Source organism: Streptomyces coeruleorubidus, from assembly GCF_028885415.1.
GTDB classification, from domain to species: domain Bacteria; phylum Actinomycetota; class Actinomycetes; order Streptomycetales; family Streptomycetaceae; genus Streptomyces; species Streptomyces coeruleorubidus_A.
In genome coordinates this window covers 4,554,357-4,576,330 of the sequence record NZ_CP118527.1, presented here as the reverse complement: position 1 = coordinate 4,576,330, position 21,974 = coordinate 4,554,357, and the positions used below count along the sequence as shown (strand labels likewise).

Annotated in this window: 27 protein-coding genes; 19 read left to right on the top strand and 8 right to left on the bottom strand. The window is 71.4% G+C overall.

The annotated features are described in order from the left end of the window. Nucleotides 1-65: 65 nt before the first annotated feature. The 4 genes from PV963_RS21280 (at nt 66) to PV963_RS21265 (ending at nt 1,995) form a co-directional block, all read left to right on the top strand. On the top strand, nt 66-911 hold the full coding sequence (locus PV963_RS21280) for a sulfurtransferase (protein WP_274817348.1): 846 nt from the start codon (nt 66-68) through the stop codon (nt 909-911). Nucleotides 912-953: 42 nt separating this feature from the next. Further along, nucleotides 954-1,241, top strand: a complete 288-nt coding sequence (locus tag PV963_RS21275; protein WP_010036201.1) for a DUF1416 domain-containing protein — start codon at nt 954-956, stop codon at nt 1,239-1,241. Nucleotides 1,242-1,327: 86 nt separating this feature from the next. Then, entirely contained in the window at nt 1,328-1,585 is a 258-nt protein-coding gene (locus PV963_RS21270; RefSeq protein ID WP_274817347.1) for a DUF3099 domain-containing protein, read from the top strand. A 23-nt stretch (nt 1,586-1,608) separates the two neighbouring features. Then, the gene (locus PV963_RS21265) at nt 1,609-1,995 is read left to right on the top strand and encodes a VOC family protein (protein ID WP_274817346.1); all 387 of its coding nucleotides are present in this window, start codon (nt 1,609-1,611) and stop codon (nt 1,993-1,995) included. Here PV963_RS21265 and PV963_RS21260 read toward each other — a convergent pair. Then, nucleotides 1,989-2,351, bottom strand: coding sequence for a DsrE family protein (locus tag PV963_RS21260; protein ID WP_274817345.1), 363 nt, complete (start codon nt 2,349-2,351; stop codon nt 1,989-1,991). The genes PV963_RS21265 and PV963_RS21260 overlap by 7 nt on opposite strands. Before the next feature lie 101 nt (nt 2,352-2,452). Here PV963_RS21260 and PV963_RS21255 point away from each other — a divergent pair, with 101 nt between their 5' ends. The 6 genes from PV963_RS21255 to PV963_RS21230 all read left to right on the top strand — a co-directional run bounded on the left by PV963_RS21255 (nt 2,453) and on the right by PV963_RS21230 (nt 7,258). Beyond that, nucleotides 2,453-3,214, top strand: coding sequence for a hypothetical protein (locus PV963_RS21255; protein ID WP_274817344.1), 762 nt, complete (start codon nt 2,453-2,455; stop codon nt 3,212-3,214). Beyond that, nucleotides 3,211-4,044 carry a hypothetical protein gene (locus tag PV963_RS21250; RefSeq protein ID WP_274817343.1) on the top strand — a complete coding sequence of 278 codons (834 nt, stop codon included), beginning with the start codon at nt 3,211-3,213 and terminating at the stop codon, nt 4,042-4,044. Before PV963_RS21255 ends, PV963_RS21250 begins: the two co-directional genes overlap by 4 nt. Next, entirely contained in the window at nt 4,041-4,880 is an 840-nt protein-coding gene (locus PV963_RS21245) for a hypothetical protein (RefSeq protein WP_274817342.1), read from the top strand. The genes PV963_RS21250 and PV963_RS21245 overlap by 4 nt, the downstream gene beginning before the upstream one ends. A 219-nt stretch (nt 4,881-5,099) precedes the next feature. Continuing rightward, a complete protein-coding gene (locus tag PV963_RS21240; protein ID WP_274817341.1) occupies nt 5,100-5,675 on the top strand; it encodes an FABP family protein in 576 nt (191 codons plus the stop codon). A gap of 169 nt (nt 5,676-5,844) precedes the next feature. Beyond that, nucleotides 5,845-6,282, top strand: a complete 438-nt coding sequence (locus PV963_RS21235; protein WP_274817340.1) for a Fur family transcriptional regulator — start codon at nt 5,845-5,847, stop codon at nt 6,280-6,282. 10 nt (nt 6,283-6,292) lie between these two features. Then, complete coding sequence (locus tag PV963_RS21230) at nt 6,293-7,258, top strand: YgfZ/GcvT domain-containing protein (RefSeq protein WP_274817339.1); 966 nt, start codon at nt 6,293-6,295, stop codon at nt 7,256-7,258. A gap of 19 nt (nt 7,259-7,277) precedes the next feature. Here the strand turns inward: PV963_RS21230 and dtd are convergent, their stop codons facing one another. Further along, nucleotides 7,278-7,703 carry a D-aminoacyl-tRNA deacylase gene (dtd, locus tag PV963_RS21225; RefSeq protein WP_274817338.1) on the bottom strand — a complete coding sequence of 142 codons (426 nt, stop codon included), beginning with the start codon at nt 7,701-7,703 and terminating at the stop codon, nt 7,278-7,280. A gap of 212 nt (nt 7,704-7,915) precedes the next feature. On the opposite strand from dtd, the gene PV963_RS21220 reads away from it, so the two are divergent. From PV963_RS21220 to PV963_RS21210, 3 genes are all read left to right on the top strand, one after another. After that, nucleotides 7,916-8,548 carry an aerial mycelium formation protein gene (locus tag PV963_RS21220; RefSeq protein WP_274817337.1) on the top strand — a complete coding sequence of 211 codons (633 nt, stop codon included), beginning with the start codon at nt 7,916-7,918 and terminating at the stop codon, nt 8,546-8,548. 74 nt (nt 8,549-8,622) lie between these two features. Continuing rightward, nucleotides 8,623-9,885 carry a GNAT family N-acetyltransferase gene (locus tag PV963_RS21215; RefSeq protein WP_274817336.1) on the top strand — a complete coding sequence of 421 codons (1,263 nt, stop codon included), beginning with the start codon at nt 8,623-8,625 and terminating at the stop codon, nt 9,883-9,885. A 273-nt stretch (nt 9,886-10,158) separates the two neighbouring features. Then, nucleotides 10,159-11,067: a winged helix-turn-helix domain-containing protein gene (locus PV963_RS21210; RefSeq protein ID WP_274817335.1), complete on the top strand. Its 909-nt coding sequence runs from the start codon at nt 10,159-10,161 to the stop codon at nt 11,065-11,067. Between the two features lies 1 nt (nt 11,068). On the opposite strand, the gene PV963_RS21205 is transcribed toward PV963_RS21210, so the two are convergent. After that, entirely contained in the window at nt 11,069-11,257 is a 189-nt protein-coding gene (locus PV963_RS21205; protein WP_010036177.1) for a hypothetical protein, read from the bottom strand. A 147-nt stretch (nt 11,258-11,404) separates the two neighbouring features. Here PV963_RS21205 and PV963_RS21200 point away from each other — a divergent pair, with 147 nt between their 5' ends. From PV963_RS21200 to PV963_RS21180, 5 genes are all read left to right on the top strand, one after another. Further along, nucleotides 11,405-12,295 (top strand): winged helix-turn-helix domain-containing protein, encoded by an 891-nt coding sequence (locus tag PV963_RS21200; RefSeq protein WP_274817334.1) that lies wholly within the window; start codon nt 11,405-11,407, stop codon nt 12,293-12,295. A 29-nt stretch (nt 12,296-12,324) separates the two neighbouring features. Beyond that, complete coding sequence (locus tag PV963_RS21195; RefSeq protein WP_274817333.1) at nt 12,325-13,041, top strand: HAD family hydrolase; 717 nt, start codon at nt 12,325-12,327, stop codon at nt 13,039-13,041. A 205-nt stretch (nt 13,042-13,246) separates the two neighbouring features. Beyond that, entirely contained in the window at nt 13,247-14,332 is a 1,086-nt protein-coding gene (locus PV963_RS21190; RefSeq protein WP_274817332.1) for an aminoglycoside phosphotransferase family protein, read from the top strand. A 39-nt stretch (nt 14,333-14,371) separates the two neighbouring features. Further along, nucleotides 14,372-15,004, top strand: a complete 633-nt coding sequence (locus tag PV963_RS21185; RefSeq protein ID WP_274817331.1) for a TetR family transcriptional regulator — start codon at nt 14,372-14,374, stop codon at nt 15,002-15,004. A gap of 49 nt (nt 15,005-15,053) precedes the next feature. Next, nucleotides 15,054-17,069: a HelD family protein gene (locus PV963_RS21180; RefSeq protein ID WP_274817330.1), complete on the top strand. Its 2,016-nt coding sequence runs from the start codon at nt 15,054-15,056 to the stop codon at nt 17,067-17,069. 86 nt (nt 17,070-17,155) lie between these two features. On the opposite strand, the gene PV963_RS21175 is transcribed toward PV963_RS21180, so the two are convergent. Next, nucleotides 17,156-18,085 (bottom strand): NAD(P)-dependent oxidoreductase, encoded by a 930-nt coding sequence (locus PV963_RS21175; protein WP_274817329.1) that lies wholly within the window; start codon nt 18,083-18,085, stop codon nt 17,156-17,158. Nucleotides 18,086-18,145: 60 nt separating this feature from the next. Here PV963_RS21175 and PV963_RS21170 point away from each other — a divergent pair, with 60 nt between their 5' ends. Beyond that, entirely contained in the window at nt 18,146-18,496 is a 351-nt protein-coding gene (locus PV963_RS21170) for a winged helix-turn-helix transcriptional regulator (RefSeq protein ID WP_274822083.1), read from the top strand. A gap of 121 nt (nt 18,497-18,617) precedes the next feature. Here the strand turns inward: PV963_RS21170 and PV963_RS21165 are convergent, their stop codons facing one another. The 4 genes from PV963_RS21165 to PV963_RS21150 form a co-directional block, all read right to left on the bottom strand. Then, complete coding sequence (locus tag PV963_RS21165; protein WP_274817328.1) at nt 18,618-19,448, bottom strand: transglutaminase-like domain-containing protein; 831 nt, start codon at nt 19,446-19,448, stop codon at nt 18,618-18,620. A 50-nt stretch (nt 19,449-19,498) separates the two neighbouring features. Further along, the gene (locus PV963_RS21160) at nt 19,499-20,671 is read right to left on the bottom strand and encodes a GDSL-type esterase/lipase family protein (protein WP_274817327.1); all 1,173 of its coding nucleotides are present in this window, start codon (nt 20,669-20,671) and stop codon (nt 19,499-19,501) included. A gap of 4 nt (nt 20,672-20,675) precedes the next feature. After that, nucleotides 20,676-21,263: a TetR/AcrR family transcriptional regulator gene (locus tag PV963_RS21155; RefSeq protein ID WP_274817326.1), complete on the bottom strand. Its 588-nt coding sequence runs from the start codon at nt 21,261-21,263 to the stop codon at nt 20,676-20,678. Between the two features lie 91 nt (nt 21,264-21,354). Then, complete coding sequence (locus tag PV963_RS21150) at nt 21,355-21,903, bottom strand: DUF2269 domain-containing protein (protein ID WP_274817325.1); 549 nt, start codon at nt 21,901-21,903, stop codon at nt 21,355-21,357. Nucleotides 21,904-21,974 lie beyond the last annotated feature (71 nt).

The following is a 21,974-nucleotide window of genomic DNA, read 5'->3' as shown; positions in this document are numbered from 1 at the left end:
CGTCATGGGCGCGCGCCCCGCAGATCTCGCACGCCCCGCCGCAACTGCCCCGGAGGAGAAAGAGCATGAGCCGCAGCGACGTCCTGGTCGACGCCGACTGGCTCCAGGAGCACCTGGACGACCCGACCATCGCCATCGTCGAGGTGGACGAGGACACGTCCGCCTACGAGAAGAACCACATCCGGAACGCGATCCGCATCGACTGGACCCAGGACCTCCAGGACCCGGTCCGTCGTGACTTCGTCGACCAGGAGGGCTTCGAGAAGCTCCTGTCGGAGAAGGGCATCGCCAACGACCACACGGTGATCCTGTACGGCGGCAACAACAACTGGTTCGCCTCCTACGCGTACTGGTACTTCAAGCTGTACGGCCACGACAACGTCAAGCTCCTCGACGGCGGCCGCAAGAAGTGGGAGCTCGACGCCCGCGAGCTGGTCGCCGGCGACGAGGTGCCGGAGCGCCCGAAGACCGACTACAAGGCCAAGCCGCAGGACACGTCCATCCGGGCGTTCCGCGACGACGTCGTGGCGGCCATCGGCTCGCAGAACCTCGTCGACGTGCGCTCGCCCGACGAGTTCTCCGGCAAGCTGCTCGCCCCGGCCCACCTGCCGCAGGAGCAGTCCCAGCGCCCCGGCCACGTGCCGAGCGCCCGCAACATCCCGTGGTCCAAGAACGCCAACGACGACGGCACCTTCAAGTCGGACGAGGAGCTCAAGGAGCTCTACGCCGCGGAGAGCGTCGACCTGGCCAAGGACACCATCGCCTACTGCCGCATCGGTGAGCGCTCCGCGCTGACCTGGTTCGTGCTGCACGAGCTGCTCGGCGTGGAGAACGTCAAGAACTACGACGGCTCCTGGACCGAGTACGGCTCCCTCGTCGGTGTGCCGATCGAGCTCGGCGCCAACAAGTAAGCAAACCGACCGACCTTATTGACCTCTCTTCAGGAGTACGACATGTGTGGAGCGAAGGCCGGCGGCCCGGACGCCTCGACGATCAAGCCCGGTGAGACCACGATTCAGGGTCAGGTGACCAAGGACGGCGAGCCGGTGACCGGCTACGTCCGTCTGCTGGACTCGACCGGCGAGTTCACGGCCGAGGTGCCGACCTCGGCGACCGGACAGTTCCGCTTCTACGCGGCGGAGGGCACCTGGACCGTCCGTGCCCTCGTGCCCGGCGCCACCGCCGACCGCACGGTCGTCGCCCAGAAGGGCGGCCTGGCGGAGGTCGCGATCGCCGTCTGAGGGCGGCAGTGCCAGGAGGGGCCGCATCCCACGGGTTGGACGCCTGGGGTGCGGCCCTTCGGCATGCCCGGACCTACGCTGGAGGTATGTACGCACGACGGCGGCGCACGTACTTCGCGATGATGGGCGGCTGCATCGCCCTGTTCGTCCTGGCCTGGGGTGTCGTACGCCTGTGGTCCGTCCCCGTCGCCGTCGGGATGTGCCTCGTCGCCATGGTCATCCCGCCCGTCGCGGCGATGGTCGCCAACCGCCGGGGCCCGGACGACCGCTGGTGGGACGACCCCTCCGGCGACCCCAAGTCCGACGAGTGGTGGGACGAACTGGACGGCAAGAAGCGCCGGTAGTGAACCGACGAGGGGGAGGAAGCGTGCGTCTGACGGCGGCGACCCTGGACGCCCCGAACGCCCGCGAGCTGGCCGCCTTCTACCTGCGGCTGCTGCCCGGGTGGCGGGTGTGGCGCGGGGAGGACTGGCAGGACTGGGTGCACATCCGGCCGCCGGACGGTGGTACCGGACTGTCCTTCCAGACCGAGCCCGCCTACCGGCCGCCCGTCTGGCCGAGCACGCCGGACCGGCAGCAGATGATGATCCACCTCGACATCGAGGTCGAGGACCTGGAACGCGAGACCGCACGGGCCCTGGCCGAGGGCGCGCGGCTCGCCGAGCACCAGCCGCAGGACGGTGTCCGGGTGCTCCTGGACCCGGTGGGCCACCCCTTCTGCCTCCACACGGAGGCTGGGGAGACGTCTCAGTAGACGAGCGCCTGGGTGTCCTCCGCCATGGCCTCCTGGACGAAGACCTGGGCGCCGGCGATCCGGACGCCCTTGATGACGTCCTGCTCCGTGATCTCGCGGCGGGCCGCGCACTGCGTGCACAGGGTGACGCGGCCGGCTGCCAGGATCGAGTCGAGCAGGTCGGGGAGCGGGGCCGCGTGCGGCAGCTCGAAATCGGCGGCCCGGCCGGGGAGGGCGTACCAGGCGGACTCGCCGGTCAGCCACAGGGAGACGTCGACGCCGCTGGCCACGGCCACCGCCGCCACCGTGAACGCCTGCGAGCACCGCTCGGGGGCGTCGGCCCCCGCTGTCACCTTGATCACGAGCTTTTTCGCCATGGCCGAATCGTAATCAACGCCCCTACAACTCCGGGCACTGCCTGAAGGTCTCCTGTGCGCGCGCATACGGAATGCGCGCTTCACGTTCTGTGGGGGACGTCTTGGAAGTACCCGAAGAAGTGGCCGGCGAGTCCGTGGCCGAGTCCGGGCCGCGTCGCCGTCGGCGGGGGCGTACGGTCGCGCTGATCGGTGCCGCCGCCGTGCTCGGACTGGTCGCCGGCACCTGCGCCGGTTACCTCGTACAGGTGGACCGCGCGCCCACCGAGCTGCCCTCGCTCTCGCAACCGTCGCTCGCGCAGGCCACGGGCGACGGTCCCGAGCCGCTGTCGGCCGCGCGGGACAGGCGCGTGAAGACCGACGGTGACCTGCGGAAGCTGCTGCTGAGGAAACCGCGCGGGGCGCGGGACGCCGAGTACCTGATGGGCGACGAAGGCTGGCTGGACCTCGCGGGCTACGCGGAGTACTACAAGAAGCCGGGCGAGATGTTCGGCAAGCTCGTCAGCGACGAGTTCCGGCGCGCGGCCGTCACCGGCTGGCGGGTCGACGGCACGTACCAGGTGGAGATCCGCCTGCTGCAGTTCCGGCAGGAAGAGGTGCTCGCAGCCGCCGACAGGGCCGGCAACAGCCAGTACTGGGCCGAGGCCGAGGGCGGCACCGACAGCTGGGCCGTGCCCGGCACCGGGGAGGGCCGGGCCTACGTCCACAACCGGCCCGAGACCGAGCCCGGCTACGTGCCGGTGTACAACGCCGAGGCACACGCCTGGCGTGGCGACATCGCCGTGGAGATCTGGGTGACGGACACCAAGCCGATTCCCAAGGCGAAGATCATGGGCCTGGCCGAGCGGCAGATGGAGCGGCTGTGAGCGACAACCACTTGGAGCCGGTGGAGTCGAGGGCCGTGTCCGAGCCCGTCCCCGAGCCGCAGAAGAAGCCCGTACGCCGGGGTCGTGTCGCCGCCGTCACCGCGTCCGTGCTGCTGGCGGTCGCCGTCGCCGGCGGCGCGGGCTACACCGTCGTGGCCGTGAACGGCGCCGACCGGGACGCGGGCGCCCCCGTCTGGACGTTTCCCCGGAACAAGACCAAGGCCGAGGCGGACAAGCAGGCCGCCCCCTCCGGGCTCGCCGGCATGCTCGTGCCGTACGGGGCCCCCGGGACCAACGGGTGGGGGCGCGGCCCGGACCTCGGTGAGTACGGCTCGGACGCCGTGCTGAGCGGGGAGCAGGCCACGGCCCTGCGCAAGGAGTCCCTGAGCGGCCTGCCGCGCACCCAGCGCAAGCGGTTGGAGAAGGCGGTCGACCGGTTGCGCATCACCGGCATCGCCATGCGCAGCTACCTCAGCACCACCAAGCTCTCCGACGCCTACACCGACGACGCCTACACGGTGCGCGTCGAGCTCTCCCAGATGGACAACAGGGCCGCAGTCCGGGACGCCTCACGTTTCCGGAGCGCGGTCGTCGACGCCCTGGGCGCCTTCCGCAAGGGCCCGGAGATCAAGGGCCACAAGAATGCCCACTGCTTCCTGCCGCCGAAGGACGCCGACGGGGACCTGGAGTCGATGTACTGCTCGGCCCACGTCGGGAACGTCCTGGTCACCGCCGTCGCGGACGGCGCGGAGCCACTCGACACCAAGGGGGTCGCGATGCTGCTGCGCGAGCAGCTCGACCGTATAGCCGAGCCGGGGGAGGCGGTATGACCGAGCAGCAGCAGACCGCCGTTCCGGCCCTGCCCGAGGTGCGGCCGGACGTGCCATCGGGCCCGGTGCGCAAGGACCGCCGGGTCCTGCGGGCCGTCCTGCGCTGGACCGCCGCCGTGGCCGTCTGCGCGGCGGTAGGCGCGGCCACGGCGTTCGGCATCACGCGAATGGAGCGGACCGACGTACCCGGGCTCGCGACGGAGCCGGACGGGCGCTGGGAGTACCCGGTGCTCGCCCGCCCGCCGCTGCCCTCCGGCAGTCCGGGTCCCTTCGCCGAGGCGAACACGGCCGGCACGCACCACGCCGACCCGCGTGCCCTCCTCCTGCCCGCTCCGGAGGGCGCCAGGGAGGACAAGGCGCTACGGGGCTCGGACGGCTGGCCGGCGAAGAAGGACCTCCTGGCGGAGTACGCCGCGAAGGACGACCGCGAGGAACTCGGGCAGCACCTCACCGACCACGGTCTGCGGCACATCGCCGCCCGCGGCTGGACCATGCCGGACGGCACCCGCACGCGGATCTACCTGCTCCGGTTCGACACCGCGGCCGTCGTCGACGGACTGCTCGCGCCCTACCTCGCCCCCTACAGTGCGCCGAAGTTCCCCCTGCGCGGCGCCGGGACGTCCGCGAACGACAAGACGTTCCCCGACGACGCCGTGGTGGACGACGTCGAGTGCGTGGTCTACGACGAGGCCAGGCCGTACGGCGGCGAACAGGTCCGCCACGCCTACTTCGCCGCCGGTGACACCCTCGCGCTGGTCGTGCAGTCCCGGAAGGGCGGTGCGCGGGCCGTGCCCTTCCAGCAGACGGTGACCCTGCAGGGCCAGCTGCTCGGCTGACTCCCGCCCGGGTCTACCTCACAACGAGGCCCGGGCCCCGGCCGCGTAAGCTGGGGCCCGGCCCTGTGCACCCATTCGCACCCCGCTCAAGGAGCACCCCGTGGAGCTTTTCTTCGAAATCCTGTTGGTCCTGGTCGCCGTCGGCGTTCTCGCCTTCGCCGGACTGACCGTGAAGAAGCTGTACCAGGGCCAGCGCTGACCCCCGTCTAGGAACTCCTCATGATCGAGATCCCGTCCGACCTTCACAAAGACCTCGTCCCGCTCGCCTTCCTGCTCGGCAACTGGGCCGGTGCCGGTGTGCACGACTTCCCCGGCTCCGAGAAGTGCAACTTCGGGCAGGAGGTCGCCTTCACCCACGACGGCCGGGACTTCCTCGAGTACCGCTCCCACAGCTGGGTGCTGGACAAGGACGGCAACAAGGTCCGGCCGCTGGAGTCCGAGCACGGCTACTGGCGGATCTACGCCGACCGCAAGGTCGAGGTGACGATGACCCGCGACGACGGCGTCATCGAGATCTGGTACGGCGAGCTGGCCGACAAGAAGCCGCAGATCGACCTCGTGACGGACGCGGTGGCCCGCACCGCCGCCTCCCAGCCGTACACCGGCGGCAAGCGGCTGTACGGCTACGTCAAGAGCGACCTGATGTGGGTCGGCGAGAAGCAGACCCCCGAGGTCGAGCTGCGCCCCTACATGTCGGCCCACCTGAAGAAGGTCGTCACCCCGGAGGAGGTCGAGCGCTGGGCCAAGGCCCTGCCCGACGACATGCCGGACGACGGCATCGCCTTCTTCAAGTAGTCCCCGCGCCCCTCGCTTCCCAGTGGCCCCGGCCGGACATGGCCGGGGCCACTCCATGTGCGTCAGGGTCATTCCTCTGGTGTCCTGCGCGACACTCTCTCGGATCTCCTGATGTCGGGCCGGCTGCCGCCGTATCCGTGATCGGGTCGGCACTTCTACACTGGGTGCTGTGGTGAGCACCGACTGGAAGAGCGATCTGCGGCAGCGCGGCTACCGGCTGACCCCGCAGCGGCAACTCGTGCTCGAAGCCGTGGACACCCTTGAGCACGCGACCCCCGACGACATCCTCGTGGAAGTGAGGAAGACGGCGTCGGGGGTCAACATTTCCACGGTGTACCGGACGCTGGAACTGCTGGAGGAGCTCGGCCTGGTCAGCCACGCCCATCTGGGGCACGGGGCGCCGACGTACCACCTCGCGGACCGGCACCACCACCTCCACCTGGTCTGCCGTGACTGCCAGGACGTCATCGAGGCGGACGTCGCCGTGGCCGCCGAGTTCACCGCGAAGCTGCGGCAGACGTTCGGCTTCGACACCGACATGAAGCATTTCGCGATCTTCGGCCGGTGCGAGGACTGCACGCTCAAGGCTTCAACTACCGAGTCGTAGGCTTACGGATATGAAGAGCCCCCTGCTGACCCTGTCCGGCGCCGTCCCCGCCGAGGGCGTGGACGAAGGCGTCGCCGCCCACTACGGCGATCTGTTCCGCGAGCAGCGCGCCCTCGCCGACGGCACCGGTTTCGTGGACCTCTCGCACCGGGGGGTCGTCACCGTCACCGGCGAGGACCGCCTCGCCTGGCTGCACCTGCTGCTCACCCAGCACGTCAGCGACCTCCCGGCGGGCCGGGCCACCGAGGCGCTGATCCTGTCCGCGAACGGCCACATCGAGCACGCCCTCTACCTCGTCGACGACGGCGAGACGGTCTGGGCCCATGTCGAGCCGGGCACCCAGGACGCGCTGATCGCGTACCTGGAGTCGATGAAGTTCTTCTACAAGGTCGAGGTCGCCGACCGGACGGCCGACATCGCGGTGGTGCACCTGCCGGCCGGCTCCATCGCCGAGGTGCCTCAGGGAGTGGCCGTACGGGAGACGCCGTACGGCCGGGACCTGTTCCTGCCGCGCGCCGACCTGGAGGCGTACGCCGGGCAGGCCGGGCCGCCCGCCGGGATCCTCGCCTACGAGGCGCTGCGCGTGGAGCAGCACCGGCCCCGGCTCGGCTTCGAGACCGACCACCGCACCATCCCGCACGAGCTGGGCTGGATCGGCTCGGCGGTGCACCTGCAGAAGGGCTGCTACCGCGGCCAGGAGACGGTCGCCCGGGTGCAGAACCTGGGCAAGCCGCCGCGCCGGCTGGTCTTCCTGCACCTGGACGGCAGCGAGGTCCACCTGCCGGTGGCGGGCACCGAGCTCCGGCTCGCCGACGACGGCCCCGACGGCCGGAAGATCGGCTTCATCACGACCTCCGTACGCCACCACGAGCTCGGGCCGGTCGCCCTCGCGCTGGTGAAGCGGAACGTGGCCGTGGACGCGCCGCTGGTGGCCGGGGACACGGCCGCGGCCCAGGAAGTCGTCGTCGAGCCGTAAGGCTTGTAGTTCTTTCGGGTCAGATCTCGATCAGCACGGTGAACGGGCCGTCGTTCGTCAGTGATACGCGCATGGCCGCGCCGAAGCGGCCCGTGGCCACCGTCGCGCCCAGCGAGCGCAGCTGGGCCACCACCTCGTCGACGAGCGGTTCGGCGACGTCGCCGGGGGCGGCGGCGTTCCAGGTGGGGCGGCGGCCCTTGCGGGCGTCGCCGTACAGGGTGAACTGGCTGATCACCAGGAGCGGGGCGTCGATGTCGCTGCACGACTTCTCGTCGTGCAGCATGCGGATCGACCAGAGCTTGCGGGCCAGCTGGGCCGCCTTCTCCTTGGTGTCCTCGTGCGTGACCCCGACCAGGGCGCACAGCCCTTCGCCTTCGATCGCCCCTACCGTCTCGCCGTCCACGACGACGCTCGCGCCGTCCACCCTCTGCACCACTGCTCGCATACGTCCATCATGCAGGGCGGTGAACGCGCGATCGCGGGCGGTTCGCGCATGGCCCGAAAGGGTGGTTTGCGCGGGGCGCCAACAGGCCGCGCACGGCCGTATTTTGCTGCTTACCCGCCCATCTGGGGCCTATCGGGGGCACTCGTCCCCATAGCGGCCACTTGGGGTGGCACGATGCTTTCACACACCGGTCGAGGGGACGGTTGAGGCACATGAGCACATCGAGTACCGGGCATCCGCTGGAGGCTGCCTGGTCGAGCCACACGGGGACCGGGGCGTCGGAGTACCACCGGCCGCCCACACAGCGCACCGACAGCCCGCCGCTGCCCTCGGACGCTCCCGGGCACGATCTGACCGCGCTGAACCTGTCCGAGCTGCGCTCGCTGCGCCGCGAGGCCCAGCGCGACGAAGCCGACCTCAGCTACGTACGGCGGCTGCTCCAGGGGCGGATCGACATCCTGCGGGCGGAGCTGACGCGGCGCACCCCGGTGGGCGCGGCCTCCGTCGCCGTACCCGCTCAGGCGTCCGTCGTCGAGCGGCTCGCGGAGATCCTGCGGGACGCCCCGGCCCGGCACCGCTCCTCCGCCCGCCACCTGACCCTGGGGACGCCGCAGGGCGAGGAGTACCGGCGGCTGGCCGCGGAGATGCTCGCCGAGGTCGAGCTGTCCGATCTGGACGCCCGGACGGACCTGGAGCTGAACACCGCGATGCGGCGGCTCGTGCGCTACGAGCAGCAGGTCTCCCAGCGGCGGCAGCGGCTCCAGCGCACGGCCGACGAGTGCAGCGCGGAGATCGCGCGCCGCTACCGCGAGGGGGAGGCTCAGGTCGACGACCTGCTCGTGTGAGGCGCCGCGGGTCCGGGGAGGACCGGTCGGATATTTACGCGACACCGACCGGCCCTCCGCCTAGCGTGAAGTCCATGACCCCCACTCCCCGTGCCGACGGCATCGACGTACGCCCGATCACCGAAGCCGAGTTCACCGACTGGCTGCGGGCCGTGAGCACCGGCTTCCTGCGGGTGCCGGTCCTGTCCGAGGAGGAGATCGAGGGGCGCCGCCGGCAGTTCGTCCCCGGCCGTTACCTCGGTGCCTTCGACGGCGGCCGGTGCGTGGCGACCTTCCGCTCCTTCGACCAGGAGCTCACGGCCGTGGGCGGGGCGAGCGTCCCGGCCGACGCCGTCTCGGGCGTCACCGTCACCGCCACGCACCGCCGCCGCGGGCTGCTCAGCCGGATGATGGCGCAGGACCTGGCCGCCGCGAAGGAGCGCGGGGACGTCGTCGCGACGCTGATCGCCGCCGAGTACCCGATCTACGGCCGGTACGGCTTCGGACCGGCGACCTGGACGGCCGAGTGGACGGTCGACGTGCCGCGCGCCGGTCTCGACGCCCGCTGGGCGGGCCCGGCGGACGGCGGGCGGATCGACCTGGTGGACGGCGAGGACGTCCGCAAGCTCGGCCCGGAGCTGTACGAGCGGCTGCGCCGCGCCCGGCCCGGCCTCATCACCCGCGACGAGGTGTGGTGGAAGCTCAACACCGGCGCCCTGCGGTTCGACCCGTCGTGGAAGCTGCCCTTCTTCGCCGTGTACCGCTCGGCGTCCGGCGAGGTCGAGGGCATGGCCGCCTACGAGGTCGACGACAACTGGGGTGACGCCAAGCAGCCGTTGAACACGGCCACCGTGAAGTGGCTGCTGGGCGCGACACCGGCCGCGGAGCGCGCCCTGTGGCATTACCTGTGCTCCATCGACTGGGTCGTGCAGGTCAAGAGCGGCTGGCGGGCGCCCGACGACCTGCTCCCGTTCCTCCTGCCGGATCCGCGGGCGGCCAGGATCACCTCGCTGGCGGACTGGCTGTGGGTGCGGATCCTCGACGTCGCAGGCGCTCTGCAGGCGCGGACGTACGAGGGGGAGGGGACGCTGGTGCTGGAGGTCGCCGGCGTCGACGGTCTGACCGGCGGGCGCTACCGGCTGGAGGCCTCGGGCGACGGGGCGTCCTGTACGCCGACCACCGAGAGCGCGGAACTCACGCTCGGGCTGGTCGAGTTGGGGGCGCTGTGGCTCGGGGACGAGTCGGCGGTGCGGCTGGCGGCGCTGGGCCGGGTGCAAGAAGAACGAGCGGGCGCCGCCCGGAAGGCCGACGCCCTGCTGCGTACGTCCAGGCGGCCTTGGTGCCCGGACCTGTTCTGAACCGCTCCCTTCCGCCGACGACAGGGATCCCGCATCCGTAGCGAGCTGTTCGGTTGTGGTTGTTGTGCGGTGGTGCCTGCCGGCGGTGATGCCGGCCGGCCGGGGCTCCCGGCTCCCCTCCGGAAGGGAGCCCCACGGCGGATGGCCAACCCTCTGAAGGTCTGACCATGTCGCTGAAGTTGGTGACCAACTTCACTGTACTTATCTCCGCTTGGAAGCGGCTCATAACCACCTAGTGGTGAACTGCCGAAAGATGGCGGGAAGTTGTACTGTTTGGTTGTGGACCCGGAACACGCCTCCGTCAATGGACGGAAGAGGTCGCAACGGCCACAGAGAACACATCACGAGGTGGCCGACGAACTGCGCGCCCGGATCAGGTCGGGAGCGCTGCGGCCCGGTGAGCGCATGCCCACCCAGGCCCAGCTGGCCCACGAGTTCGGCGTCGAGCGCGGTGCCGTACGCCAGGCCCTGCGCATCCTCCAGTCGGAGCGGTTGCTCACCAACGTGTCCAAGGGCAGCCCGGCGACCGTCGCCCCCGACCTCGCCAGGGCGCTGACCGGCCCGGAAGCTCCGCCCCTGCCCACCACGGTGGCCCTCGCGCCCCGGATCGCGGCGGCCTTCGCGGCGGAGCACGTCGAGATAGACGCCGTGTGCCTGACCTCCATCTCCCTCACGCTCGCCATCGGTGAGCCGCTGCGGCAGATCCACGCCGGACGGCTGAAACCGGCCAAGGTCGACGTCCGGGTCCTGCTGCCGAGCCGGGACATCGACCTCGCCTTCCCGGTGCCGGTCGAGGGGCGCGGCGACGACTGGGTGCACGACCGGTGGCTGGCGATGCGCAACGCCCAGGGGCAGGTCCTCCGGCACAACCTGCTGGCCCTGCGCTCCACGCACGGCATCGACGTGCACGTCACGTTCCGGGCGCTGCCCTTCACCCCGCCGGTGAAGCTGTACCTGCTCAACAACGCGGAGGCGCTGTTCGCGTACTACACGCTGATGCGCCGGGAGGCCGAGATCGACCACGAGCACCTGGAGATGTACGACGCCCAGGGCACCCAGTCGATGCTGTTCTCCTTCCAGCAGGGCCCCGGCCTGCGCGACACGACGTTCGTCGAGCAGTCGCACCTGTGGTTCAACGCGCTGTGGGAGACGATCAGTTCGGAACTGGTGCTCACCAGCTGACTTATCGGGCAGGGCCGGTCATCAGCAGCGCGAGCACGACCGCTCCGGCGGAGCTGACGGCCGGGCTCTTGGCCTTGATGCCTACGGTGAGAAGGATCAGGCCGACGATTCCTGCCGGGCCGTACTTCCACTGGACGAGCTGCTCGAAGGCGACGACGAAGGCGGCGGAGAGGAGAGCGAGGGCGGGCATTGGTCTTCCCCCTTCGGAAGTTCGGAGGCAAAACTTCCGCCAACTCGGGTAAGTTGGCAACCAACTCTGATTAAGTTGTCCCCACTTGGCCCCTAGTTATAAACAACTTTCAAACAACTCCCGTCAGATGGATCAGAGTTGTAGCGTTTGGTCGTGACCCAGGAGAATGTGGCGGAGAACGTGGCAGTGAACGGCAGCAGCAGGCTCTCGCCCCAGGAGATCGCCGGCATCCTGCGGGACCGCATCCGCGCCGGAGACCTCAAGCCGGGGGACCGCCTGCCCACCCAGGCCGAACTGGCCGAGGAGTTCGGCGTGGAACGCGGTGCCGTCCGCCAAGCCCTGCGGGCACTCCAGGAGGACGGTCTCCTCACCAACGTCAGCAAGGGCAGCCCGCCGCGGATCGCCGCGCCCGCCCCGGCCCGCGGCGAGCCCCAGCCGACCATGGTGGGCCTGGCACCGCGGCTCACCGAGGCGTTCTCGGCCCGCCGCGTCCGCGTCGACGTCGTCTGCCACACCGCGGAGACCCTGATGATCGCCATCGGCGAGCCGCTCCGCCTGATCCACGAGGGCCGTATCCACCCCGAGTCGATCGACGTCCGCATCCTGGTCCCCTCCCGGGACATCGAGCTGGCCTTCCCCGTGCCCGTGGAGGCGCACGGCGACGACAACCCGGTCCACCAGCGCTGGCTCGCCATGCGCAACGCCCAGGGTCAGGTCCTCCAGCACAACCTGCTGGCCCTGCGCTCCACGCACGGCATCGACGTCCACGTCACGTTCCGCGCGCTGCCCTTCACCCCGCCGGTGAAGCTGTACCTGCTCAACCAGGAGGAAGCGCTGATCGGTTACTACATGCTGACCAGGCGCGCGGAGGAGTGGGGCAGCCAGACCCTGGACATGTACGACGTCCTCGGCTCCCAGTCGCTCCTCTTCTCCTTCGTGACACGGGCGGGCCTGCGGGACGCGGCGTTCGTACAGGAATCCCAGAAGTGGTTCGACGCCCTCTGGGAAACCATCACCTCGGACCTGACACTCTCCTAGTGACTTCTGATACGACGCAGACTGGTTCGGTGACGGTCGAGACCGAGAACGATCAGCACCATCTCCTGACTCTGATCAAAGGCGCCCGTGTCGTGCTCTGGGACTTCGACGGGCCCATCTGCCGTCTGTTCGCCGGGCACTCGGCGGACCGGGTGGCGAGCGACCTGGTGTCCTGGCTGGAGGGCCGGGGCCTGCACGGCCTGCTGACGGACGCGGAACGCGAGTCGCTCGACCCGCATGTCGTCCTGCGCGCCGTGGACCGCCGGCATCCCGGCAGCGACCTCGTCGCCGAGCTGGAGGAACGCCTCACCCAGGAGGAACTGCGGGCCGCGTCCTCGGCGATGCCGACCCCGTACGCGGATCCGCTGATACGCACCTGGTCGGCGGTGGGCTCCCGCCTCGCGATCGCCACCAACAACTCCCCGCGGGTGGTGCGCAAGTACCTCGACAGCCGCGGCCTCGTCGGCTGCTTCGCCCCCCACGTCTACGGCCGCACCCAGGAGCTCCACCACCTGAAGCCGGACCCCCACTGCCTCAACCGTGCGCTGAACGCCACGGGCGCCGCCCCCGCCGACGCCCTGATGATCGGCGACACCCCCTCGGACCACGAGGCCGCGGCACAGGCCGGGGTGCCGTTCCTCGGGTACGCGCGCAACCCCCGGAAAGCCAAGATCCTGAGGGAAGCGGGAGCCGACACCGTCGTCGAATCCCTGGAGCCCGTACTGGAGCTGCTGCGGCGCGGCTAGGTCTGCCGCTGTCCGGGGCGGGCGCCGGTTCACCTGGGATCACCTGGGAGGGGACGAGTTCGGCTCGATAGCCGGGTTCTCCCCTGATCACGGCGTGCGGTGGAGTAACGTGCCTTCCCCCTTACACCATCCGCACCACCGGGGCAGGCTGAACCACCCAATGACACCCCCATCGGTCTCCGGGGCTCGGCAGCGAGCAGTCGAGATGAGCGGCGACCCGAACCTGGTCAAGGGACCGCTCAAGGGGTACCACCACGAGACCTACGTCCTCGCGTTGCCCGGTGGGACACGAACCGTCAAGGTCCGTGAGCCGCGCTCGGAGATCCTGTGGTTCGACCGGAGGTGCTTCAGGTCGGAGGAGGAGCTGCTCCGCGCCCTCCAGGGGCACATCGGCCGGGTCCCCGGCATCGTCGATGTCGCAGGCATGGCACTTCAGGGCTTCATCGAGGGACGGACACTCGGTGAGCAGCGGCGGCCGGGGCGGCGCGTTCCCGACTCGGCGTTCGACCAGATCGTCGATCTCTTCCGGGAGATGGTGCGCATCACGCCGGAGATGCTGAGCGTGGAGCGGCGCTGTGAGCACCGGGACCGCGCCGAGGACGGGGACAGCGCCGGCTTTCTGGAACGTCTGATCGTCTTCGTCGAGGAGCAGGTCTACAGGAAGAACCACACGGCGTTCGCCGGCCTGTTCAGCGCGCTCGGTATCTCGGAGGAATCGTTCACCCTTCTGAGGAAGCACGTGCTGGGGCTCCAGGAGCGCCCGTTCTGCCTTCTGCACGCGGATCTGCACCGTGAGAACTTCGTCCTCGATCCGAAGGGCCGGCTCTGGGCCATCGACTGGGAGCTCGCGATGCTGGGCGATCCGCTCTACGACCTGGCCACCCACCTCTACCTGATGCGCTATCCGGGCGATCAGGAGAGCCGTATCGTCCGTGAATGGTGCGACCTGGTCGAGCGGATCCGGCCGGGCAGCTCGTCGGGGTGGGAGCGGGACCTGCCGCTGATCCTCGGCTTCAAGCGGGCGCAGTCGGTCTTCACCGATGTCATCCGGGTGTCGCTGTCCCTGCGCGAGGACGCCGGCTTCAACTGGGTGGCCCTGCCCGTGGCCGCCGGCAAGCTGCAGAAGATCCTCGCCGCCGCCGCACAGCCGCTCGGCCTGGCGCAGGTGCCGAGCCGTGCGCAGATCATGGCCGCACTGATCCGCTGGCACGGTGAGATGGAGGCGGCGCGGGGAGATCGAGAGGCGGCACAGGGGGACCGGCCCGTGCTCACCGAGTCGGGCACTTCCTGAGGCGGACTCCCGTCTCGCCGTACTGCGTAGGCTCGCCGCATGAGCGAGATCGGGCTGCGCGAGCGCAAGAAGCAGCGGATGTACCAGGTCGTGTCGGACACCGCGATCCGGCTCTTCCTGGAGAAGGGTTTCGACGCGGTGTCCGTCGCCGAGGTGGCGGCGGCGGCCGAGATCTCCAAGCCGACGCTGTTCCGGTACTTCCCGGCGAAGGAGGATCTGGTGCTGTACCGGATCGCCGACCACGAGGGGGAGGCCGCGCGGGTGGTGGCGGGAGCGGAGGAGCCGCCCGTGGAGGCCTTGCGGCGGCATTTCCTGGAGGGGCTGGAGCGGGGGGATCCCGTGACCGGACTCAACGACGACCCCCGGGTGCTCGCCTTCCACAGGCTGCTCTACGGGACGCCCTCCCTGGTCGCCCGGGCGCACACGCATCAGGAGCGGTCCGAGGCCGCGCTCGCCGAGGTGCTGGGCGGGGATCTGGACGCGCGGCTGGCGGCCGGGCAGATCATGGCCGTGCTGCGGGTGCTCGCGCTGGAGAACTGGCGGCGGATCGCGGCGGGGGAGCGGGTGGCGGACGTGCGGCCGGATGCGGTGGCGGCGGCGGAGCGGGCGTTCGGGTGGCTGGCGGCGGGGCTGCCGCCGACCGTCCAGGGCGGCAGGGCCAGCCAGACGTAACACGGTAATAAATTTAACTCGGTCATATTTTTCGCGTACGCTCGGTGGAATGACGTCGACCGAGCCTGCCCTTCAGCACGTCCTCGACCAGGAACGCGCCCACCACGAACGCTGCCGGGCCGCCCTCGCCGCGATGGTCGAGGGCGCCGGTGAGCAGGTCGTCATCGGGGAGGACGTCTCCGCGTCCGGTGCCGATGCCGAAGTCCTCGGGTACCGGCTGCGCAGCCGGGCCAAGGCGCTGCGGGAACTGCCCGAGGGGCCGCTGTTCTTCGGGGCCCTGCACGGTGGGGACGGGCAGTTGCACATCGGGCGGCTGCGGATCTCCGAGCACCCGGCAAAACCGCCCCTCGTCGTCGACTGGCGGGCACCCGTCTCGCGCGCCTTCTACCAGGCCTCCGCCCGTGACCCGCAGGGCGTCGCCGTGCGCCGGCGGTTCGGGTGGGCGCCCGGCAGCCGGGGCGACTCCGGTGACCTCACCGGCCTGGAGGACGAGCAGCTGGGGCAGGGGGAGGTCCGCGACAGTGAGATCGTCGCCCGGGAGATCGAACGGCCCCGCGTCGGGCCCATGCGGGACATCGCCGCGACCATCCAGCCCGAGCAGGACGACCTCGTACGCGGGGACCTGGCGGTGTCGGTGTGCGTGCAGGGGGCGCCCGGCACCGGCAAGACCGCCGTGGGACTGCACCGGGCGGCGTATCTGCTGTACACGCACCCGCAGCGCATCCGGCGCGGCGGTCTGCTGATCCTCGGGCCCAACCGCACCTTCCTGTCGTACATCGCCGAAGTGCTGCCCGCGCTCGGCGAGACGGGGGTCCGGCAGTCGACCCTGGGGGAGGAGATCGCGCGGTGGCCGGTCCGTGGTGTGGACGACGAGGCCGCCGCCGTCGTCAAGCACGACGTCCGGATGGCGGAGGTGCTGCGGCGGGCGCTGTACGCGCGGGTGCGCACCGAGGGGGCCGGTTCGCTCGCCGTGCCGGACGGGTCCTACCGGTGGCGGGTGCCCGAGGCGGAACTGGCGCGGATCGTGGCCGGCGTGCGGGAGGAGGAACCGCCGTACGGAGTGGGGCGGGAGCGGGTGCGGGCGCGGATCGTGCGGAGTCTGCGCGAGCAGGTCGAGCGGCGGGCCGGTCCGCCGGGCCAGGCCTGGGTGCGCCGGGTCGAGCGGGCCCGGCCCGTGTCCGCGTACGTCGATGCCGTCTGCCCCCGGGTGCGGCCCGAGGAGGTCGTGGCCGAACTGCTCGGCGGCGAGGCGGCGTTGGCGTCGGCCGCCGAGGGGCTGCTCGACGCCGGTGAGCAGCGGGCGCTGCTGTGGACCAGGCCGCCGCGGTCGTGGAAGTCGGCGCGCTGGTCGGCCGCCGATCTGGTGCTCCTCGACGAGGTCGCCGGGCTGATCGAGCACCCGGAGGGATACGGGCACGTCGTCGTCGACGAGGCGCAGGACCTGTCCCCGATGGAGTGCCGGGCCATCGCCCGCCGGGCGCGCTTCGGTTCGCTGACGGTACTGGGCGACCTGGCGCAGGGGACGACGCCGTGGGCGGCACGGTCGTGGCGGACGGTCCTGTCGCACCTGGGGAAACCGGACGCGGCCGTGGTCGAGCTGACCACCGGCTTCCGCGTGCCGAATGCGGTCGTCGGTCTCGCCAACCGGCTGCTGGAGCGACTGGACGTGGACGTCCCGGCGGCCCGTTCGCTGCGCGGGGACGGGGAGTTGCGGGAGCGGGAGACCACGGTGGACGACGTGCCCGGGGCGGTCGTGGCGGCCGTCCGGGACGCGCTGGGGCGGGAGGGCTCGGTCGGGGTCGTCGCGGCGGACGCCGACGTGCCCCGGGTCCGGGCGGCCCTGGAGGCGGCCGGCATCGAGGCCGCGGGCCCGGACGAACTCGGTGCCCGCGTGTCCCTGGTGCCCGCGAGCGTCGTCAAGGGCCTCGAGTACGACCATGTCGTGGCCGTCGAGCCGGCGGCGATCGCCGAGGCGGAGGAACGGGGGCTGCACCGGCTGTACGTGGTGCTGACGCGGGCGGTGTCGCGGCTGGAGGTGGTGCGGGGGTGGCCGTTGCCGTTCTAGGGACCGGCGCCGGACATCGGCATCCGGCCGCTGTGGGTGCCGGTGCCGCGCGTGGCCGGTCCCCAGAGCTGACCACGACTCCCGCCTCAGCGCCGCCCGATGACCTCCGCGATGCGGATGAAGCCGTCCCCTCCGTGGCCGAGACCGATGGTGCGGCGGGCCATGCCCTCGGCCGCGCGCATGACGCCGGCGTCGATGCCGTGGGTCTCGGAGACCTCGACGACGTGGGACATGCTCGACACGGCCGAGGTGAGCGGATTGCCGTCGCCGGTGTAGGTGCCGGCGTCCACGTCCGCCGCGGCCTCGGCGAACACCGGTGGGAGGATCGCCCCGATGCCCTGGGCGAAGGGCGCGAGTTCGCTCGCGGTGACGCCCTCGGCCCGGGCCACCGCCAGGGCGTGCGCGTAGCCGGCCATCGCCGTCCAGAAGATGTCGAGCAGGGCGACGTCGTAGGCCGCGGCCCGGCCCACGTCCTCGCCGAGGTGGGTGTGCGTGCCGCCCAGCGCCTCCCGGACGGGGGCCAGTTCGGCGTAGAGGTCCGCCGGTCCGCTGTGCAGGAAGACGGCGTCGGGGGTGCCGATGGTGGTCGCCGGGGTCATGATGGCGCCGTCCAGGTAGCGGACGCCGTGCGCGGCGGCCCAGCCGGCGGTGTCCCGGGCCCGGGCCGGGGTGTCGGCGGTCAGGTTCACGACCGTGCGGCCCTTGAGGGCGGTGGCGACCTCGTCCTGGCGCAGGACGGCGTCGGCGGCGTCGTAGTTCACCACGCAGACGACGGTCACCTCGCTCGCGGCCACCGCCTCCGCCGCCGACGCGGCGCCCGCCGCACCGCGGTCGACGAGCTCCCGGTCCCGGCCCGGCGTGCGGTTCCACACCGTGGTGCGCAGGCCCGCGTCCAGGAACGCCCCGGCCAGGGCCCGGCCCATCGGGCCGAGACCGAGGACGGTGACCGTGGCGGCGCCTTCGGCGGGCGGCCGGCCGGAATAGCCCGGGGCCGGGGATGTGCTGTACGTGGACACGCTTGAACTCCTTCGAGTGCCATGACCATGGACGACGAATGGATGACGAATGGGGCGAAGATGACGCGCCGGCGCCAGGATGCGAACGTCTGCGGAGTGACCGCCGCGATCGCCGTGATCGACGGCAAGTGGAAGACGACCCTGCTCTGGCTCCTGGAGTCGGGTCCGCGCCGCCCGGGGGAACTGCGCCGGCAACTGCCCGGTCTCACCGAGAAGGTGCTGACCGAGGCGTTGCGGGAGATGGAGGCGGACGGGCTGGTGCACCGGGAGGTTTACGACGTGCGGCCGCCGAAGACCGTCTACTCCCTGACGGAGTTCGGCCGCGAACTGGCCGAGGCGCTGGCCCCGTTGTCCGACTGGGGCCACCGTCGCCTGGAGAAACTGTCCGAGGCCGCCCGGCCGGCCTCCTGACCCGTACGTCACCTCCGTCCTCTGCCCGCTCCGGCGTCTTTCCGGCCGCCCTGCGACCAGCTTCCCCCGGCGTCCGGGCGTTGCCCAGTACCCACAAGAAAGTGGGTGTTCGCCCGGCCGGCTACGGGGTGAGGTGCGGTGGCACCGCGAAGTGCGGGTCCGTGAACAGGCGGGCCAGAGCCGCCGGTTCGTCGGCGGCGCAGGTGGCGGCGAGCAGGTCGATGCGGCGGTCGTAGCCGGGGCCCGTCCGGCCCTCGTACGCCTCCGTCATCCGGCCCCACTCGTCCCAGGGGAGCATCTCGTGCTTGCACAGGGCGGCGAGGTCGCGGACGGCGTTGCCGCTGATCTCGTGGGGGCCCCAGGCGTGTTCGGTGCCGGCCACGCCGAACAGGCCGGGGTCGAGGAGCCCGGCGCGGCAGCGGACCCACGCCTCACCCCCGGTCAGGAACTCGCCGGGCGCGAGGTCCTCGGGGTGTTCGACGTAGCCGCTGCCGAGGTGCTCGGTGTCGACGCGCACCCAGCGGGCCTCGGCGGTGTGCCAGTACTCGGTGATCCAGTGGTCGAGGCCGCGGCCCTCGGAGAAGTAGGTGCCGAAGCCGCAGTGGGCCCGGGCCGGAACGCCCCTGGCCCGCAGGAACGCGCAGGCCAGGGTGGCGAAGTGGCGGCAGGTGCCCACGACCCGCTGCTCCGGGCTCCTGGGGTGGTGCAGCGGGGCGGCGTCGAGGGCGGCCAGCGCCGCGACCAGCCCGGCGGCAGGCCGGATGTCCTTCTCGGCGATTCGCGCCTCGGGAAGCCCGAGCCGAGCGCCGTCCGAGGGCTGGATGACCAGGCCCGTGACGGCGGCGCAGATCTCGACCGGGTCGTCCGGGAGCCGCTCCAGGAGCGCCGACTGCCCGGCCGCCAGGCGGGTGTGAGGGCCGGGGCGGGAGTAGTCGAGCGCGTCGGCGGTCATGGACCGGGAGCGTAGGGGGCGGGTCTGACACGCGCCCCGCTCAGCCCTCTTCAAGCGAAGGCCCCTCCAGGGCCGAAGGTCAGGTCGGCGAAGCGCTCGCCGATGTGGCGGTGGGTGGCGGCGTCCGGGTGGACCTCGTCGGGGAGGGGGAGTTCGGCCGCGTCCGACTCGCCGTAGAGGTCGAGACCGTCGAGGTAGTGGAGGTTGGGGTCCTCGGCGGCGCGCTGCTTGACGATGCGCGACAGTTCCTCACGGATGACACCGAGCGTCAGCTTCCCGGCGGCCACCTCCGCCGGGTCGCCCATCGCGGAGAACCGCAGCCGGCCCTCGCCGAGCCCGCTGAGGTCCGGGGCCGTGGGGCCGGGCGTGTCCTCGTGGATGGCGCAGTGGATGGAGGAGACGACCAGCAGGGGGGCGTCGGGGTGCCCCTCGCGGATCGTGTCGAGGAAACCGTGCACGGCCGGGCCGAAGGCGCGCAGCCGCATCACGTCCCCATTGACGATGTTGATGCCCATCTTGACGCTGATCAGGTCGGCCGGGGTGTCCCGCATGGCACGCGCGGTGAACGGGTCGAGCATCGCGCTGCCGCCCAGACCGAGGTTGATCAGTTCCACACCGCCCAGGGACGCGGCGATCGCGGGCCAGATGGCCGTGGGGCTCGCGGCGTCGGAGCCGTGGCTGATCGAACTGCCGTGGTGCAGCCACACCCTGCGGCCCCGGTCCGGCACGGGCTCCACGGGCGCGTCCGTGCGCAGGGCGACGAGTTCGGTGGTCTCGTTGTGCGGCAGCCAGATCTCGACGTCCTTCTCGCGCGCGGGCAGGCCGGTGAAGCGGACGGTGCCGACCGGGCCCGGCGTGACCTCGCCGTCCCAGGTGGCCATGTCGATCGTGAGGACGTTGCCGCCGGTCCCGGGGGCCTGGCCGGCCGGGCGGCCGTCGACGAGCAGGTCGTACAGGCCGTCCGGGCGGGGCGGGAAGCCGGCGTAGTCGCGCTTGGTGCGCAGGGTGTCCAGCTCGACGGCGGTCGCGGCGGTACGGAACGCCAGCCGTACGCCGGACGGCTGGGCCTCGGCCATGGCCAGCTGGGCGTTGGTGTTCTGCGCGCGGGCCCGGGCGGGCAGCCGGTGCGGGAGCAGCCCGTGTTCGGTGTGCTCCAGGTCGAGGGCGCCGCGCAGCAGGTCCGCCGTGAGGGGGGTTGTGATCCAGTCGCGCTCGGTGTGCATGGTGTCAGCCTCGGGGGTCGGTGGGGGGCGCGGGCCAGTTCCGCAGCAGCGTGTCGAGGGCGTCGAGGATCCGGGCCCAGGTGTCGTCGGTGTCGGGGGCGCTGTGGCTGAACCCGCCGCCCATCTCCAGGCTGACGTAGCCGTGGAAGACGCTGCCCAGCAGCCGGACCGCGTGGGTCTGGTCCGGTTCCGTCAGGTCGTAGCCGCGCAGCAGCGCCCGCGTCATCTGCGCGTGCCGGACGCCGGCGCTCGCCGCCGCCGTCCGCGGGTCGAGCCGCAACTGGGCCGCGGCGTACCGGCCGGGGTGCTCCCGGGCGTAGTCGCGGTAGACGTTCGCGAGGGCGGCCAGGGCTTCCTTGCCGGACCGCCCGGCCAGGGCGTCGGCGGCCCGGTCGGCGAGTTCCGTGAGCGCGAGCAGGGCGATCCGGGTCCTGAGGTCCTGGGAGTTCTTCACGTGCGAGTACAGGCTCGCGACCTTGACGTCGAACCGGCGGGCGAGCGCCGAGACGGTGACCTGCTCGAAGCCGACCTCGTCGGCGAGTTCGGCACCTGCCTGGGTCAGGCGTTCCGGTGTCAGTCCTACGCGGGCCATACGGGCGCTCCCTTCTGCCAGAAGGAAGTGTGCATCTGCCTAATAGTGTTAGGCAAATTCCGGTCTGGCTTAGGGCAAATTCCGATCTGGCTTAGGCGTCTTGGAGAGCACGCCGGACGGGCGCCCGCAGCCTCCTGCCCCGCCTGGTCAGACCCCAGGGCTTCAGGACGGAGATCACCGTCATGAAGACGTACGCGGACAGCGAGACGACCGGCCCGAACAGGACGTCCCCGGCGTCGGGCAGGGGCCCGCCCGCCGCGACGGCGGTGACCGCGGAGTTCACCCCGGGGCGCAGGGCGAACACCGTGGCGGTGGTCGTGGCGAGGGTCAGCCAGAACTTCGTGCAAATCCAGCGGTACCGGGCGAGTCCCCACGGCGTGCCCAGGGACAGCACCAGTCCGCTGAGCAGCGTGAGGAACGCGACGGGGAGCAGGAGCCAGTCGGCGAAGAGCTTCATGGCCCGGACGGACGCCTCCACGGTCACGGCGGACCCGGTGGTGGCCGCGGTGGTCCCGAGCGCGAGCAGTCCGAGGGTGAGCCCGAGCCAGCTCGCGGAGGCGGTGACGTGGACGACGAGAACGGCCCGCCGCGCCCGGCGGCCGAGTTTCGGAATGGTGTGGGGCTTCTGCTTCGGCTTCACGCTGCCACCGTGCCGGGAGGGGGGTGGTGAAGGCGTCTGACGGCGGGAGTAAACCGGCGTACTGGCGTCGG

Coding starts and splice junctions, on each gene's coding strand:
- PV963_RS21280 (WP_274817348.1), top strand. CDS start 66: ATGAGCCGCAGCGACGTCCTGGTCGACGCCGACTGGCTCCAGGAGCAC.
- PV963_RS21275 (WP_010036201.1), top strand. CDS start 954: ATGTGTGGAGCGAAGGCCGGCGGCCCGGACGCCTCGACGATCAAGCCC.
- PV963_RS21270 (WP_274817347.1), top strand. CDS start 1,328: ATGTACGCACGACGGCGGCGCACGTACTTCGCGATGATGGGCGGCTGC.
- PV963_RS21260 (WP_274817345.1), bottom strand. CDS start 2,351: ATGGCGAAAAAGCTCGTGATCAAGGTGACAGCGGGGGCCGACGCCCCC.
- PV963_RS21245 (WP_274817342.1), top strand. CDS start 4,041: ATGACCGAGCAGCAGCAGACCGCCGTTCCGGCCCTGCCCGAGGTGCGG.
- PV963_RS21240 (WP_274817341.1), top strand. CDS start 5,100: ATGATCGAGATCCCGTCCGACCTTCACAAAGACCTCGTCCCGCTCGCC.
- PV963_RS21230 (WP_274817339.1), top strand. CDS start 6,293: ATGAAGAGCCCCCTGCTGACCCTGTCCGGCGCCGTCCCCGCCGAGGGC.
- dtd (WP_274817338.1), bottom strand. CDS start 7,703: ATGCGAGCAGTGGTGCAGAGGGTGGACGGCGCGAGCGTCGTCGTGGAC.
- PV963_RS21220 (WP_274817337.1), top strand. CDS start 7,916: ATGAGCACATCGAGTACCGGGCATCCGCTGGAGGCTGCCTGGTCGAGC.
- PV963_RS21215 (WP_274817336.1), top strand. CDS start 8,623: ATGACCCCCACTCCCCGTGCCGACGGCATCGACGTACGCCCGATCACC.
- PV963_RS21205 (WP_010036177.1), bottom strand. CDS start 11,257: ATGCCCGCCCTCGCTCTCCTCTCCGCCGCCTTCGTCGTCGCCTTCGAG.
- PV963_RS21190 (WP_274817332.1), top strand. CDS start 13,247: ATGAGCGGCGACCCGAACCTGGTCAAGGGACCGCTCAAGGGGTACCAC.
- PV963_RS21185 (WP_274817331.1), top strand. CDS start 14,372: ATGAGCGAGATCGGGCTGCGCGAGCGCAAGAAGCAGCGGATGTACCAG.
- PV963_RS21180 (WP_274817330.1), top strand. CDS start 15,054: ATGACGTCGACCGAGCCTGCCCTTCAGCACGTCCTCGACCAGGAACGC.
- PV963_RS21170 (WP_274822083.1), top strand. CDS start 18,146: ATGACGCGCCGGCGCCAGGATGCGAACGTCTGCGGAGTGACCGCCGCG.
- PV963_RS21165 (WP_274817328.1), bottom strand. CDS start 19,448: ATGACCGCCGACGCGCTCGACTACTCCCGCCCCGGCCCTCACACCCGC.
- PV963_RS21160 (WP_274817327.1), bottom strand. CDS start 20,671: ATGCACACCGAGCGCGACTGGATCACAACCCCCCTCACGGCGGACCTG.
- PV963_RS21155 (WP_274817326.1), bottom strand. CDS start 21,263: ATGGCCCGCGTAGGACTGACACCGGAACGCCTGACCCAGGCAGGTGCC.